Origin of the sequence: Streptomyces venezuelae (genome assembly GCF_008642355.1) — a bacterium.
Lineage (GTDB): Bacteria > Actinomycetota > Actinomycetes > Streptomycetales > Streptomycetaceae > Streptomyces > Streptomyces venezuelae_B.
Window position 1 is genome coordinate 677,859 of sequence record NZ_CP029193.1, and the last position, 13,905, is coordinate 691,763.

15 protein-coding genes are annotated in these 13,905 nt (G+C 70.6%); 7 read left to right on the plus strand and 8 right to left on the minus strand.

The features are described 5' to 3' along the window. The first annotated feature begins 56 nt into the window (after positions 1-56). Positions 57-482: a hypothetical protein gene (locus DEJ47_RS02955; RefSeq protein WP_150164626.1), complete on the plus strand. Its 426-nt coding sequence runs from the start codon at positions 57-59 to the stop codon at positions 480-482. 83 nt (positions 483-565) lie between these two features. Beyond that, on the plus strand, positions 566-1,273 hold the full coding sequence (locus DEJ47_RS02960) for a DUF3105 domain-containing protein (protein WP_150164628.1): 708 nt from the start codon (positions 566-568) through the stop codon (positions 1,271-1,273). Positions 1,274-1,354: 81 nt separating this feature from the next. Here DEJ47_RS02960 and DEJ47_RS02965 read toward each other — a convergent pair whose 3' ends face one another. The 4 genes from DEJ47_RS02965 to DEJ47_RS02975 all read right to left on the minus strand — a co-directional run bounded on the left by DEJ47_RS02965 (position 1,355) and on the right by DEJ47_RS02975 (position 4,889). Then, a complete protein-coding gene (locus tag DEJ47_RS02965) occupies positions 1,355-2,680 on the minus strand; it encodes an MFS transporter (protein ID WP_150164630.1) in 1,326 nt (441 codons plus the stop codon). Further along, a complete protein-coding gene (locus DEJ47_RS02970) occupies positions 2,677-3,906 on the minus strand; it encodes a PLP-dependent cysteine synthase family protein (protein ID WP_150164632.1) in 1,230 nt (409 codons plus the stop codon). Before DEJ47_RS02970 ends, DEJ47_RS02965 begins: the two co-directional genes overlap by 4 nt. 59 nt (positions 3,907-3,965) lie before the next feature. Then, the gene (locus DEJ47_RS36240; RefSeq protein ID WP_161237237.1) at positions 3,966-4,130 is read right to left on the minus strand and encodes a hypothetical protein; all 165 of its coding nucleotides are present in this window, start codon (positions 4,128-4,130) and stop codon (positions 3,966-3,968) included. Positions 4,131-4,484: 354 nt separating this feature from the next. Further along, entirely contained in the window at positions 4,485-4,889 is a 405-nt protein-coding gene (locus DEJ47_RS02975; protein WP_150164634.1) for a hypothetical protein, read from the minus strand. 245 nt (positions 4,890-5,134) lie between these two features. Between DEJ47_RS02975 and DEJ47_RS02980 the strand changes: the two genes are divergently transcribed. Further along, entirely contained in the window at positions 5,135-5,581 is a 447-nt protein-coding gene (locus DEJ47_RS02980) for an iron chaperone (RefSeq protein ID WP_150164636.1), read from the plus strand. An 18-nt stretch (positions 5,582-5,599) separates the two neighbouring features. Here DEJ47_RS02980 and DEJ47_RS02985 read toward each other — a convergent pair whose 3' ends face one another. Both DEJ47_RS02985 and DEJ47_RS02990 read right to left on the minus strand, forming a co-directional pair. Next, positions 5,600-8,515 (minus strand): ATP-binding protein, encoded by a 2,916-nt coding sequence (locus DEJ47_RS02985; protein WP_150164638.1) that lies wholly within the window; start codon positions 8,513-8,515, stop codon positions 5,600-5,602. A gap of 73 nt (positions 8,516-8,588) precedes the next feature. After that, positions 8,589-9,479, minus strand: a complete 891-nt coding sequence (locus DEJ47_RS02990) for an SAM-dependent methyltransferase (protein WP_223828210.1) — start codon at positions 9,477-9,479, stop codon at positions 8,589-8,591. 655 nt (positions 9,480-10,134) lie between these two features. Here DEJ47_RS02990 and DEJ47_RS37300 point away from each other — a divergent pair. From DEJ47_RS37300 to DEJ47_RS03005, 4 genes are all read left to right on the plus strand, one after another. Further along, positions 10,135-10,257: a hypothetical protein gene (locus tag DEJ47_RS37300; protein WP_263398881.1), complete on the plus strand. Its 123-nt coding sequence runs from the start codon at positions 10,135-10,137 to the stop codon at positions 10,255-10,257. Positions 10,258-10,426: 169 nt separating this feature from the next. Then, positions 10,427-11,548, plus strand: a complete 1,122-nt coding sequence (locus DEJ47_RS02995; protein WP_150164642.1) for a helix-turn-helix domain-containing protein — start codon at positions 10,427-10,429, stop codon at positions 11,546-11,548. Positions 11,549-11,587: 39 nt separating this feature from the next. Further along, positions 11,588-12,004, plus strand: a complete 417-nt coding sequence (locus DEJ47_RS03000) for a DUF742 domain-containing protein (protein WP_150164644.1) — start codon at positions 11,588-11,590, stop codon at positions 12,002-12,004. Between the two features lie 53 nt (positions 12,005-12,057). Continuing rightward, a complete protein-coding gene (locus DEJ47_RS03005; protein WP_150164646.1) occupies positions 12,058-12,363 on the plus strand; it encodes a hypothetical protein in 306 nt (101 codons plus the stop codon). Here the strand turns inward: DEJ47_RS03005 and DEJ47_RS03010 are convergent. Both DEJ47_RS03010 and DEJ47_RS03020 read right to left on the minus strand, forming a co-directional pair. Next, positions 12,360-12,674 (minus strand): Imm53 family immunity protein, encoded by a 315-nt coding sequence (locus DEJ47_RS03010; RefSeq protein ID WP_150164648.1) that lies wholly within the window; start codon positions 12,672-12,674, stop codon positions 12,360-12,362. The two genes, DEJ47_RS03005 and DEJ47_RS03010, sit on opposite strands and share 4 nt — an antisense overlap. 375 nt (positions 12,675-13,049) lie before the next feature. Then, positions 13,050-13,592 (minus strand): hypothetical protein, encoded by a 543-nt coding sequence (locus tag DEJ47_RS03020; RefSeq protein WP_150164652.1) that lies wholly within the window; start codon positions 13,590-13,592, stop codon positions 13,050-13,052. Positions 13,593-13,905 lie beyond the last annotated feature (313 nt).

The window sequence follows — 13,905 nt, forward strand, 5'->3', positions numbered from 1 at the left end:
GGTGCGGAGGGGGGAGCCGCACGGCCCCCGCCCACCGATCGCTACGATGCCCAGCGATGAGACGACCGTCGCAGTGGACCCGCACGGCCCAGCACGCCTGGCGCCACGTCGCACCCACCGCTGCGCTCGTCTCCCTCGTCGCCACCTTGTTCATGTGCCTCGCCCCAGTCGCTCCCGACGGAGCGCATGAGGGTACGGGCCACGCGACCGTCGTCACCCGGACGGCGCCTGCCGACTGCTCCGCCTCCCCCCGCCACCGCGCCGCAGCCGTCGGAAGCCCCGACTGCCCGGACGACGACCACTGCTGCGCGCCCTCCGCCCACGGCGTCCGCGCGACGCCCGCCCCGGCAGGGCCGACGCTCGCGGACCCGCACCGGCAAGTGCCCTACCCCCAGGCCCTTTCGGCGCCCGGCCCGGCGCCGGAACAGCCCTCGAACCGCGGCTCTCCCGACCTCCACATGCTCCAGGTGCAGCGGACCTAGGCGGACCCCGTCACGACACGGCATCCACCGCCCAGACTCCGCCACCACCGCCGCGCCCCGTGCGGCGGGGACAGGGAACCCCCATGGCCAAGGCCAAGTCCAACTCCGGCAGCAAGCCGAACAGACCCACCACCGCCAACAAGCCCGGCAAGAAAGCCGTCGCCGCCGAACGCAGAGCCCGCGTCGAGGCCATGCAGCGCGCCGAGCAGGCACGCGAGCGCCGCAACCGCATCATCACCGTCTCGGTGAGCACGGTCATCGTCGCCGCACTCATCGGCTTCGGCGCGTACGCCGTCGACCGGGCCGACGACAAGGAGGAACAGAACGCCGCCGCCGCGAAGAAGCCCGTGCGGGGCGAGAAGACGTGGGACGCGAAGAAGCTGGGCCGCAACCACGTCGAGAAGGCCGTCGACTACCCGATGACCCCGCCGGTAGGCGGCGACCACAGCCAGGCCTGGATGACCTGTGAGGCCAAGGTCTACAAGAAGCCCATACCGAACGAGAACGCCGTGCACAGCCTCGAACACGGCGCCGTCTGGGTCACGTACAACGGCAAGGCCCCCGACGCCGAAGTGAAGAAGCTGGCCGACAAGGTCTCCCGGACCTCGTACAGCCTGATGAGCCCGGTCGAAAAACAGGGGAGCCCCATCATGCTGTCGGCCTGGGGACATCAGCTGACCGTGGACAGCGCCGCCGACCCGCGGGTCGGGGAGTTCTTCAGCAAGTACGTGCAGGGCCCGCAGACCCCGGAGCCGGGCGCCGCGTGCGCCGGAGGGATCGACTCCGCGTGATCCGGCCCGGTCGGCGCGCGGCACTCACGCCGCGCGCCGACCGGACCGGGGTGGTGTGCGGTCTTCGGTCAGTCCATCAGGTCAGGCCCGCACCGACCGCTCCTCCGACGACGGCACGGGGGTCAGCCGTCCCGCGCGGTGCAGCCCGTACAGAGCTCCCGAGCAGCCGAGGCCGAGCAGCAGCAGCGCGAGCCACGGCAGCGCCGACATCCCCGCCTCCCGCGCCGCGTCCAGGGCGGCTCCCGTCAGCAGATTGCCGATCGTGATGCCGACGCCGCAGATGGTGTTGTAGAGGCCGTAGTGCGTGGCGACCAGCCGGTTCCCCGCCAGCCGGACGATCGTGTCCATCTCGAAGGGGTACGCGATCATCGTGCCCAGGGCGAGCAGCAGCGCGGCGAGCGTCGGCGGGACGGCGGCGAGCAGCCACCGCCCGGTTCCCCCGTCCGGCACCGGCAGAGCCGTCGCCGCGAGGAGCGGCACGAAGGCGACACCCATGCACAACAGGCCCCGGGCCAGGGCCTGTCCGGGCGTCAGCCGTTCCTTGCACCAGGCGGTCACGCGGGTCTGCCCGAGGATGGTCGCGAGGCCGGAGACTGCGAAGAGCAGCGCGACGGCGACGGTACCGAAGTCGCCGTCACCGCCGAGGCGTCGTACCTCCAGGGGCAGCGCAAGGTAGACCTGGAAGGCCAGGACGTACGAGCCGATCATGGCCGTCGAGAAGAGCAGGAAGGCACGATTGCGGACGACGCGGCGCCACTGCGCGAGGACGCCGTCACCCGAACCGGCACCTTCACCGGCACCGGCCTCCCCCTTCGTCCCCGCGTCGTCGCCCCTGCGTGCGGGCAGCGCGCGGATCTGCACGACGCTCAGGAGCGCGAAGATCACCGCCGAGACGAGGCAGGTGACCCGGAAGTCCACGCCCGTGAGCAGCATGCCGACGAGCGGCCCCAGCAGGATGCCCGCCTGGTAGAAGACGTTGAACAGCGCGAAGGCCTCGACGCGGCGCTCCCCCGCGTCGGCGGCGAGGTAGGCCCGTACCGCGGGATTGAACAGCGCCCCGGCGAACCCGGTGGCCGCGGAGGCGACCAGCAGCGCGGGCACCGAGTCGACGAGTCCGAGGGTGGCGAATCCGACGGTACGCAGGACACATCCCGCGACGATCAACGGCTTGTACCCGAACCGGTCGGCGAGCGTGCCGCCGACGAGGAACATGCCCTGCTGGCTGAAGTTGCGTACGCCGAGCACGAGTCCGACGAGCCATCCGGCGAGGCCGAGGGTGCCGGAGAGGTGCTGGGCGAGGTACGGCATCAGCATGTAGAAGCCGAGGTTGATGGTGAACTGGTTGGCCAGGAGCAGCTGGACGCTCCGGTCGTAGGACCGGACCTGCGTGACAATCGCCGTCGTCATCGCGCCTCGCTCTCGGCGCGCAGCGGGTCCCGGACGGTGGTGCAGCGGGTCCAGCGGCCGACCTCTTTCTCGTCGGGACTGTGCACGACGTCCGGATCGTCGGCCGGTGCCCCGTCGAGGAGCCCGTGCCGGGCGCAATACGTGTCGTCGTAGACGGTCTCCAAGTAGCGCTGCGGCCCGTCGGGGAAGACCGCGACGATACGAGTGTCGCGTGGCAGCGTCCGGGCGAGCCAGCCCGCCACCAGCGCGACCGCGCCGACGCTCCATCCGCCGGTCGCGTAGTGCGAGGTCGCCAACTTCCGGCATGCCCAGACGGATTCGGCGGGCGAGACCCAGTGGACCTCGCTGAAGTTCTCGTAGGCGACATTGCGCGGGTAGATGCTCGATCCCAGGCCGCGCATGAGCCGGGGCCTGGCGGGCTGGCCGAAGATGGTCGAGCCGACGGTGTCCACGCCGACGAGGCGCAGCCCGGGGTAGAGCTGCCGCAGGACGCGGGAAATGCCGGCGGAGTGGCCGCCCGTGCCGACGCTGCACACCAGGACGTCGATGTGGCCGAGCTGCGCGGCGAGTTCGAGGGCGAGCGGGGTGTAGGCGGCGACGTTGTCGGGGTTGCCGTACTGGTCGGGGCACCAGGATCCCGGGTGCTCGGCGAGGAGTTCGGCGACGCGGTCGCGGCGGGCCTGCTGCCACCCACCGGTGGGGTGCGGCTCGGGCACCGTGTCGACGGTCGCGCCATGGGCGGCGAGCAGTCGCGTCATGGACGGCTCCAGGCCCGGGTCGGTGACCAGGGTGACGGGGTGCCCGTGGACCGTACCGGCCAGCGCGAGGCCGAGGCCGAGGGTGCCGCTGGTCGACTCGACGATGCGGCAGCCGGGCCGCAACTCACCGCGCGCACGCGCTCGTTCGACCATGTGCAGCCCTGGCCGGTCCTTGATCCCACCGGGGTTGAAGCCTTCCAACTTGGCCCAGAAGCCGTGGCCGGGCGGGGTAAGGGGGTCGGAGACGCGCAGGACGGGGGTGTTTCCGACGAGGCCGGAGAGGGTGGATCCGGTGGGGGCGACGACTTGATGGACGGGGTGGGCGGAGCGGACGGAGCCTGCGGCGTGGGCAGAGGCGGCGGCGTGGGCGGACTCGGGGGCGTTCGCGGAGTCGGGGGCGTTCGCGGAGTCGGGGACATGGGCGGAATGAGCGGCGTGGGCGGATTCGTGCGCGATCGGAGAATGCATCTCTTCGCTTCTTCTTCGCTCTCGTTGGGGGGTGGAGGCATACGGGGACCACGGGCCCCCTATATGCGCCACCTGCACAGCGAGTTGAGGGCGGCCCGACCGCCTCCGCCGCCCGTGTCACCGCCCGGCGCGGCGCCCGGGGGACGCGACGCCGACGCGTGCTCCGCGCTCGCGGCCGGGGCGGTGGCGCTCACCAGTGCGTAGAGCCGGATGGACGACGGCACGCCGGAACCGGAGCCGCCGGGACCGGGGCTCGAACCGATCTCGTGACAGTGACCGGAAGACGGGGGCACGGGCACATCACCCCCGTCGCCCTCGTCGGCCCCCTCGCCCGCCGCATCGTCGGCGCCCCCCGTGCTCACATGAAGTCCGGAAGACGCCAACGGCCCTTCGGCACCCTGGCCGTAATGATGCCCGCCGGAGCACACGAGCACGGCGGCAAGCAGGAGGACGTACAACAGATTGCGGACGTACGGCCGAGGCAGCACAGACCCTCCGCGCGACAGCTGCCCGGACCGGAGGCGCACTGGCACCTGCGGCCGGGACGAGGACAGACCGGTCGAAGCAGACCGGCCGGTCTAGACGCGGAGGATCGTCAGGTCGGCGGCGTGCGCTATCGGAGCCACGAAGTCGCGCCCCGCGACGCGCTGAGCAGTCACAGGCGCGGGCGCGTCATCCCGCCACGTGGAGTCCAGCGGCGAGAGACAGGGCAGATCGACACCGGGCCCTTGCGGAGGCTGCCCCAACGCGCACTCCTCGACAGTGTGCGAGGGGGGATGGTCGTGCCGCTCCTGCCCCGGCACATCCGCGACGACGGACGCATCACGCCCCGCCGAGTCCCCCGAAACGGCGGCCGAACCCGCCGCCACCACACCATGGCTCGACCCGAGGTGACGGCTGGTCGTCTCGGGACTGGCCACATGCGTGAACACCAGTCCGAACAGAACGATCCCCAGCCCCACGACGCGCCACAGAGCCACCATCGAGCGGCTCCGACGCGTACCGGAAGAAGACCAGGCCGTCATCACACGGCGATCCTAGCGGGCACTCTCACCGTCCTCCTCTCCGAGTGCGCGGTCCGTGGCTTCCGCGGTGCTTTCCGTGGTGCTTTCCGTGGTGAGCACGGAAGCCGTCCGCACCTGCGACCGGGCAGGCTGTGATCACAGCGAACGGGCCGCCGTCCAACGGCGGCGGCACGGATCATGGATCGACAGCGCAGGGGTGGAAGATGAGCACCGTAGACGTTCACGAGGGGTTCTCGGCCGAGGAGCGGGCCGCGATGAAGGACCACGCCAAGGAGTTGAAGGCGGCGGCCCGTCGCGGCTCGCGTGCGGACAAGGCGGCGGAGGCCGAGCGGGACGTTCTCGCGAGGATCGCCGAGATGGAGGACTCCGACCGGATCATGGCGGAGCGGGTGCACGCCGTCGTCACGGCGAACGCCCCGGCCCTCGCGCCGAAGCTCTGGTACGGGATGCCCGCCTACGCGCTCGACGGAAAGGTCGTCTGCTTCTTCCAGAGTGCCGCCAAGTTCAAGGCCCGTTACGCGACCCTCGGGTTCAGCGATCTGGCCCAGCTGGACGAGGGACCGATGTGGGCGGCCGGCTTCGCGCTGCGCGAGGTGATCCCGGACGTGGAGGCGCGGATCGGTGCGCTCGTCAGACGGGCGGTGGGGTGAGGTCGGGGCGGGGTGGCCTCACTCGGGCGGCTCGGTTCGCTGTTCCTGTCGGCCGGTGATCGGGTCGAGGCCGAGGGACGTCAGTGCCGCCCTCCCCCGGTCCGCGTGCGCGCCGCCCGCGAGCAGCAGCGTCCGCGCCGCCTGGTACGGGCAGCCTGCCGCCTGGAACGCGGCCCGGGTCGCGAGGAGGCGTGGCACGTCCTCGTCGAGCAGCGCCTGTGCCCGTTCCACCTGCGCGGCGGCGAGCGCGTCGCCCGCCACGACGGTGCGGGCGGAGTCGACGCGGGACTGGGCCTCCGGGTGGCGGGCCAGCACCGACGCCTCCGCCCGGAGAGTCACGTACCAGTGCAGCCAGACCCAGCACACCCACTTCCACACCGCGTCCGGGGACCGTGCGACGCTCGACAGGGCGGCGTCCGGATCTCCGTGGTGGAGCCGGACCATGGCGTCGAAGACGGCGCCGTAACCCTTGCGGTGCTGTTCGGCGGTGTCGGCCTGCTCCACGAGGGCCAGCCAGTCCGCCCGCCCCTCCACGTCGCCGCGCAGGCCGTGGATCATGGCGACCGACGCGGCCGCGGCGCCCAGCGAGAGTGAGCGCTGGCGGCCGCTGCGCTCCCACGCCTCGCGGAATCCGACGGCGCGAGCGAGCACGTCATCGGCGTGGCCGGCGAACGCGTCCGTGACGAGGAGCCACGACGTGGCCTGATGGCCCGCCTCAGCCAGCAACGGATGACTCGCCAGCTGCCCGCTCCAGCGCCGGGCTTGCGGCAACTCCCCCACGCCCAGCGCCGTTCCGGCCGCCATGGCCAGTGCGTCCATCACCTCGTGCGTCGCCGCCGGGGTGCGCGGCGACCTCGCCAGGACGTCGATCCGGCGGCGGGCGGCCTCAGCCGCGCCGAAGGACTCGCCTGCCCAGCACCGGGCGCCCGAGAGCGCGTCGAGAGCGGCCGACTCGGCCACGGGGTCGCCGGTCAGCCGGGCCAGCGCGACGGCGCGTTCGGCGTACGCGACCGTCTCCCGCGCGGTGTTGTCCGCGCCCCCTTGCAGCGCGCCGAAGGCATCCGCGGTCACCGCCGCCTCGGCCAGCGCGAGCGCCGCCTCGGCCGCCGTGTCGCCCGCGTCGGACATCTCGTGCGCCTGCGCCAGTACGTCCTTGATCTCCGCCTCGACGGGGATGGCCGGGAACGACGTGGAGAAGCGGTAGGCGACGGTGGCGGCCGCCGCGAGGTCGCGGCAGGCGTCGGCGGTGTCGCCGGCTCGGCGAGCGGCGTCGGCGGCGGCCCGGTGCAGGCGGAACATGTCGTCGCCGAGACGGCGGCACCCGGCCACCCCGGCGGCCCGACGCAGTGCCGCGGCGGCCCCGGCGTCGTCCGACGACTCCCCGGCCAGCTCGGCGGCCTGCTCGAACCGCTCCTGCGACTCGGCGACGAGATGGCGGGCGAAGGCCAGCTCGGCGAGGAGTCCGGCGAGACGACGGGCGTCGGCGCGCTGCTCGGGCCTGCCGCGCGCCCAGGCCAGGGCGGCCCTGATGTCCTGCGCCCCCGCGTCGAAGCGGGCCCGCCACTCGTCGCCGCCGGTGTCCGCGCCGTCCCGCAGGTCTTCCGCACCGGCCAGGCACCACGCCAGGTGCCGGGACCGGACGCCGGTCAGTTCACCGGCGTGGACGAGTTGTTCCGTGCCGTACTGGCGGATGGTCTCCAGCGCCTGGTACCGGGTGCCGGTCGCGGAGGGGACCGCGGTCAGCAGACTGTGCTCGGCAAGCCGCCCGAGCCCGTCGGCGACCGCAGCCCAGGAGCCGGGCCCGGCCACGGAGTCGACCCCGTCCGCGGAGTCGAACCCGGCCACGGAGTCGGCCCCGCCCACCTCCGCGTCACCCCCCAGGGCCGTACTCACCGCCGCGTCCACCGTGAACGGCGCCACGAACACCGCAACCCGCCGCAACAGCGCCTGGTCCTGCGGGGCGAGAAGGCCATGGCTCCAGTCGAGCACGGCCCGCAACGACCGGTGCCGGTCGTCGGCGCGGGCGCCGCCCGCCAGCATCCGCAGTTGGTCGGAGAGACCGGCCGTCAGCCCGTCGAGACCGAGCGTCGGCCACCGTGCCGCCGCGAGTTCGATCGCGAGCGCCATGCCGTCGAGCCGCTCGCACAGGTCCACGACCCCCTCGCCGACCGCAGGGCCCGGCGGCCACCCCACGGCCGCCGCCCTCTCCATGAACAAGGTCACCGCTTCCGACTCGTCGCCACCGGCCCGTGACAGCGGCGGGACGGAGAAGACCCGTTCGAAGGGCGCCAGAAGCCGGGCCCGGCTCGTCGCGAGGACCCGCAACCGAGGGCAGGCCGCCAACAGCCGCTCCAGGAAGGGCGCGACGCCCTCCCTCACGTGCTCGCAGTTGTCCAGGACCAGCAGGGCCTCACGGCCCGCCAGAGCCGCCGTGAGCACCTCGGCGAGTCCGCGCCCGGGCTGCTCGCCCACGTGCACCGCGGCCGCGACCGCCGCGTCCACCCTGCCGGGGTCGGTGAGCGGGGCCAGATCGACGAACCACGCGCCGTCGGCGAAGTCGTCCGTGACGTCCGCGGCCACCGCGAGGGCGAGCCGCGTCTTGCCCACCCCGCCCGGGCCGACCGCGGTCACCTGCCGGTGCGTCCGCACCGCCGTCGCCAGTTCCTCGCGTTCCCGCCCGCGGCCGACGAACGTCGTCAGGGGTGCGGGCAGTCGGCCCACCGCGTCGGGTGCCGGGCCACGGCTCGACGCCGCCGCCCGGCGGGACAGCGCCCGCCGGTCGGGCACCTCCAACTTGCGCAACAGCGAAGAGACATGGGACTCGACAGTGCGCACGGAGATGAAGAGCCGCGCGGCGATCTCCGCGTTGCTGAGGTGCTCCCCGAGCAGAGCGAGCACGTCGGCTTCCCGAGCCGAGACCACAGAACTGGACATCCGGCCATTATCCGTGAGGGTGTGCGACGAGGGTGTGCGACGCCTTCCGTCAGGACCCGGGCGGCCCCGACCGTCAGGCAGCGGGGGCCCGGCGCGCGTGGAAAATCCCCCAGCGCAGCAGGCCGTGCCGCGTGATGTCCACCCACAGCGGCAGGTTGGCGAGCAGCCCGTCCACGTACGCCGGGCTGATGACACCGCGCAGTTCCCCGCTGCGGTGCCGCACCTCTTCGTGGAGGCGTGCGTAGTGCGTGGCGAGGTCCTCGGTGCGGTCCTCGAAGTCGAGTTCGAGGCCGAGGGCGGACAGGCTGTCCCGGTAGTACGACGGCGTCGCGAGGCTCCGGACGCCGAGACGGGACAGCGCGGGCCGCAGCTCCTGCGCCGACGCGTCCTCGGCCGCCATGATGTCCGAGAAGACGAGTGCGCCACCGGGCCTCAGCACGCGTACGGCTTCGCCCAACGCGCCGTCCCGGTCCGCCACATGGCACAGGACCTCCAGGGACCAGACCACGTCGAAGCGGTGCGCCTCGTAGGGCAGGCGGTTGAGGGAGCCCGACACGACCTCGATCAGGTCGTCCAGCCCTCGTCGGGCATTCGCCGCGCGGTGGCGTACGTTGTGCTCCTCGCTGAGGTCGAGCGCCATCACCCGGCAGCCGAAACGCTCCGCGAGGGCACGGGCCGAACCGCCGTACCCCGAACCGAGGTCGAGCACGGCGGCGTCCGGCCCGAGCAGATCCTCGACACGGTCCGCGACGTGCCGCACAGTGCGGCGCGAGGCGTCCGCGATGGCCTCGCGCTCGTGGGCGTAGAGGCCGATGTGGATGTCCTCACCGCCCCAGACGGCGTCGTAGAAGGCGTCGACGTCACTCGTCTCGTAGTAACGGCGGGTCGACGCCTCGATGTCGGGTGCGCTGCTGTCCTCGCCCAGGTCGGGTGCGCTGCTGTCATCGCCGGCGGTCTCGGTCACGGCACGTGCATACCCCGCATTCCGCCCGCCGACGCACCAGGCGATGCCGCCGACGCCCCGTCCCAGGAGTTCACTGCTGAGCGGCCGTCCAGTTGAGTCACGGTCGTTGACAGTTCGCTCAGTTCTGAGAGGGCGGCAATCATGCGTGCCCACACGCGTTCTGTCCCGCGATCCCCGCCGGGGAGCGCCCATGGCCAGAGCTCAAGCGTCAACAGACGATCAAATCCGAAAGCAAATGCCCATTTGCTTCCGGTCAGGTTCCGTCAACGCTCACTGGGGCGCAATTTGAGCCTACATGGCCAATTCTGACAGGGCTACAAGAGTTTGAGTAAACGCGTGGGCGCATATGCCCATAACTGTCCGTGGCGGTCGCGCAACGATCGGTCGGGCCAGTAAGGTCCGGGCACCGGCCATCGCCGGAAACGACAGTGACCCTGGCGGCCGTCCAAAGCGAGCCAGGGCCTGCCGATCTTCTGCAACCAGTCCGACGAAATAAGGGAGACCCCTCATGCCCTCAGACCGTCATCAACACCGAGGTCAGGGCCCTACTGTGCCCTTGACCGCGGGCTGCGAAGCTATCATGCCGCCTCGCAGAGGATTTGAAACGGCCGGTACCTTCACTGTCACGGCACGCGGTGCCTTCTTCATCTCGCTCGTGGTGCTGCCCCTCATCGCCATCTACGGCGCCGAGCACACCGGAATGGTCACGCTGGCAGCGGTCTGTGTGACCGCGGCGCAGTCCTCGCATCTCATCTACCGGCGAGTTCACCGTCACTGACACCTCGTGACACCTGACGTCGCGTAGAGCGGGCCAGTCCTGCCGGACCGGGCCGGCCCGCCCATTCCCCCGCCCACCCACGGCGCGATTCGTTGTGAGACAGGCAGTCAACGCCCCGTTCGCCGCACGAAATCGACGCGCTGTGTCCCCCGAAAGAGGCACCCTCGTCATGACGGCCACCCGACGCTGCGCGAACTGTCGGCGCTCCTTCACTCCCAAAGGCGGCCCCGGCCGACCCAGGTTGTACTGCACCACCACCTGCCGTGCGGCGGCCCACCGCAAAGCCCCGCCCGACGACGCAGCGACCGACGCATCGCACCACGAGCTGATAGTCGAGATAGCCGAGACCCTCCGTGTGCAGGCGGACTCCCTGATCGCCTCCGTCCACGAGCGACAGGGCAGCAGCGAACTGCTGAGGCACCGCGTGGAGCTGGCTCGGCAGTTGGAGGACCTGGAGGCCGCCGTGATCCGTCGTGCTCGCGTCGCCGGCGAGTCCTGGCAGACCCTGGCCGCCCCACTCCGGATCAGCAACGAAACGCTGCGCAAGAAGTGGTCGGCGCAGGCCCTGGAACGGCGCCTGGAGCGGCGCGTGTCCAGTTCGGCCGAACCCTCGGCCAGACCACCCGACGGCCCGGTCTTCCTGCCGCGTCAGCGAGGCACCATGGTCGGGCAGGTGCCCAGAACGCGCGCGGACGACACAACGCCCCCCACGCCTACGCCTTCACCCCTCACCGGTGACGCCGCCGCCCCTCGCACGGCCCGCCAGCTCCTCTGCGCAGCCCTGTCCCAACTGCAGCGCCACCAGGGCGGATCACTGCGTGAGCTCGCGGACCACGCGGGGATCACTCCCTCCTACGTCTCGCGTGTACTCAGCGGCGAACGCCGCCCTTCCTGGCCGGTCACCCGCGCCATCGTGGAATCCTGCGGCGAGGAGCCCGCCGTGCTGTATCCACTGTGGCGCCTTGCCCACGGTCAGCCCGTGGACGTCCGGGTGGTCACCTCGGAGCAAGCGGCTCTCGAGTTCCACCGCTTCATCCGCAGCCTGCACCTCGCGGCCGACCGGCCGGACCCCAGCCTGCTGGTTCAACCCGGCAACCACGAGCTCGGCGTCACCGAAGTGGACCAGGTCCTGACTCAGGTATACGTGCCGGACTGGCCCACCACCGTGCGCCTCGTCAGCGCCCTGCGGGGCCGTCCCACCGACGTCCGCCCGCTGTGGCACGCCGCCCGCACCCTGCCGCCCAAGTCTCCCGGCGACCGCTGCTCGCTCCAGGCCGCTTCCTTCGGCTGACGGCCTCGCACCGACCGCTCCACTCCTCAGGGGGAACCGTTGACCACCCTGCGCACACCACACCCGTCCCGACTCGCCTTCCCCGACGCCCGTGGCACGAACGAGACCGCCCGACGGCCGACCGGCCTGTGTCACACCTGGCGGCGGACCGGCCACCGCACCCGGCCTCGCTACCAGTTGGCCGTCGAAACACTCGTGATCACGACAGCGGACGAGGCGTCCCTGGCGGAACAGCCGGTGCGCCACCGGCGGATCGCCCGGCTGTGCCGCGAGGTGACCTCGGTCGCCGAGGTGTCCGCGCTCCTGCGCCTCCCACTGGGCACGACCCGTGTCCTCCTCGCCGACCTCACCGAGACCGGTGTCGTCGACGTCCAGCCCCTGGCCGCACAGTCCCCTGACGGCTCTCCGGCCACACCCATGCTGGAGCGCGTACTCGCCGGACTGCTCGCTCTCTGAACACTCGGATCCACGCTCGCACGTCGAGCCGCAACAACCCGCGGAGATCTCCGATGGCCAACGAAACCACCAACACCGCGTTCTACCGCTGGCTGCTCACTCAGTGCCGGAGGGCCGGGTACGACATCGACGCCCTGGAAACGCACACCGAGATCATCATGATCACCTCCGTGGCACTCAGCGAGGGACTGACCCCCGAGACCACCGGGCACATCGCCGACGCACTCGGCGTCACATCCCGGGAACTCACCCGCGCCTACCTCGGCGAGATGCGACGGAAAACCATCCCCGAACTCCTCACCCATCCCGACCTGGCAGCGCTTGACACCCACCTCAACGAAATCGCGGGCACCGCCTAGGAGCCCACGAAGCCCGCCCCCTTCCCATCTCCCTCCATCAGCTCCTTGAACCGAAGAATTGCATGATCCATGGAGATCGAGTCACACGATGCCGTGAACTTCTGCCCGTCGGAGGACAACCAGAGCCATCTCCCGCCAGGGCTCTTCCACATATCGGTCTTCGGGAGGGTGCGTCCCTCGACATCGGTACCGGTGAGATCAATCTCGATGTTCCAACCGGGATTATCGAGCGTTTCGATCCGGATCCCGAACTCGTGCTTCCAATCCCCATCGCACTGAGATCGATACCACGATTGCAGGAAATCCATCATGCTCTGAGGTTTACGGTCTACCACGCGACTTCTCCCAGCCTCCTGCGCAAGAGGCTCCGCCGACTTTTCACCGGCGGAGCCTCTCAACGCACCTACGAATACAGCTCGAGCCATTCCCATTCACCGGGACACGTGCGCAGCTCTCGAAGGCAGTACTTCAGGCAATTCTGCAGAGTGGACGCATCCGTGCGAATCAATTCGCGCTCACCGAGCCCCGGACCTGACATCACCATCGTCCAAGGCTTACGCCCGGTTTGCATGCGCTTATGGTCAACCTTGAGGAGGACAGTGACACCGACCCTCCCCAACTGATCCATCAGTAGCTCGATATCCACCATCACTACTCCCGTCAATAACCTCCCCCTACAGCAGGCTTCACCCCCGGGCAAGCACATCCGCAGCGAGCTCTGCTGCAGCGTGGTCGAGACCCGCCGCCGTTCCGTCCAAACGTTCAAACATGTAACCGGACATAGCGAACACCTCATCCGCAGAGGCCACGGGGGCGAGCCACCTGAGCCACTCGCAGACCATGCGCATTCGAAATTCCCTGAGAACTTCCACGCGAGGCAAAGGATCCGACTCCGAGGCCAGCTTGATCACCTTGAACGCGGCAGCAAGGCGATTGTGCGGCATATCGTGCACCGAAAGAATCAGCGCGAGTTCATCAGATCTACCGAGATCGAAGTCCTCCGCTACCACGAACTGGGGCAGCGGGTAACCATCCACGCTTGTCAGCGATTGCCCGTCACGACCGGAATCGATAACTACGTCGACACGGGAAGCAACCCCTGGATCATCGACAGTGCCTCGGATGTGATGCACGCCAGGGTCCCCGACGCTCTGCACGAAACGTGACACGCCGAGGATGTCGCCAACTGCGATGGCCCCGTCGTCGAGCACCAGTTCCCCGTCGAACAAGACGCTGCCCCCGGCCGGGCCGGCCCTGTTCCACAGCCTGACCCGAACCAGTCCTGCCTGCGCACGTGCGGCAATGTGGACGTGAGTCCTGGACGCCACGAGTGGCGCACCGGCCAGCGCCAGAACCTCCTCCGGCGGGGCCGGCGATCCAATGCGGAGCACGCGATGGTTCAAGTGAAGCTCGGCACTACCAATGAGCATTCCTCCGCCAACTACCGAATTTGGTGCTTGATGGTGCGCCCGGTCGACACCCGCGTCACCCGGGCGCACCCTGACCCTACTACCGCGTATGGCCTGGCAGTAGCTCCGCTGA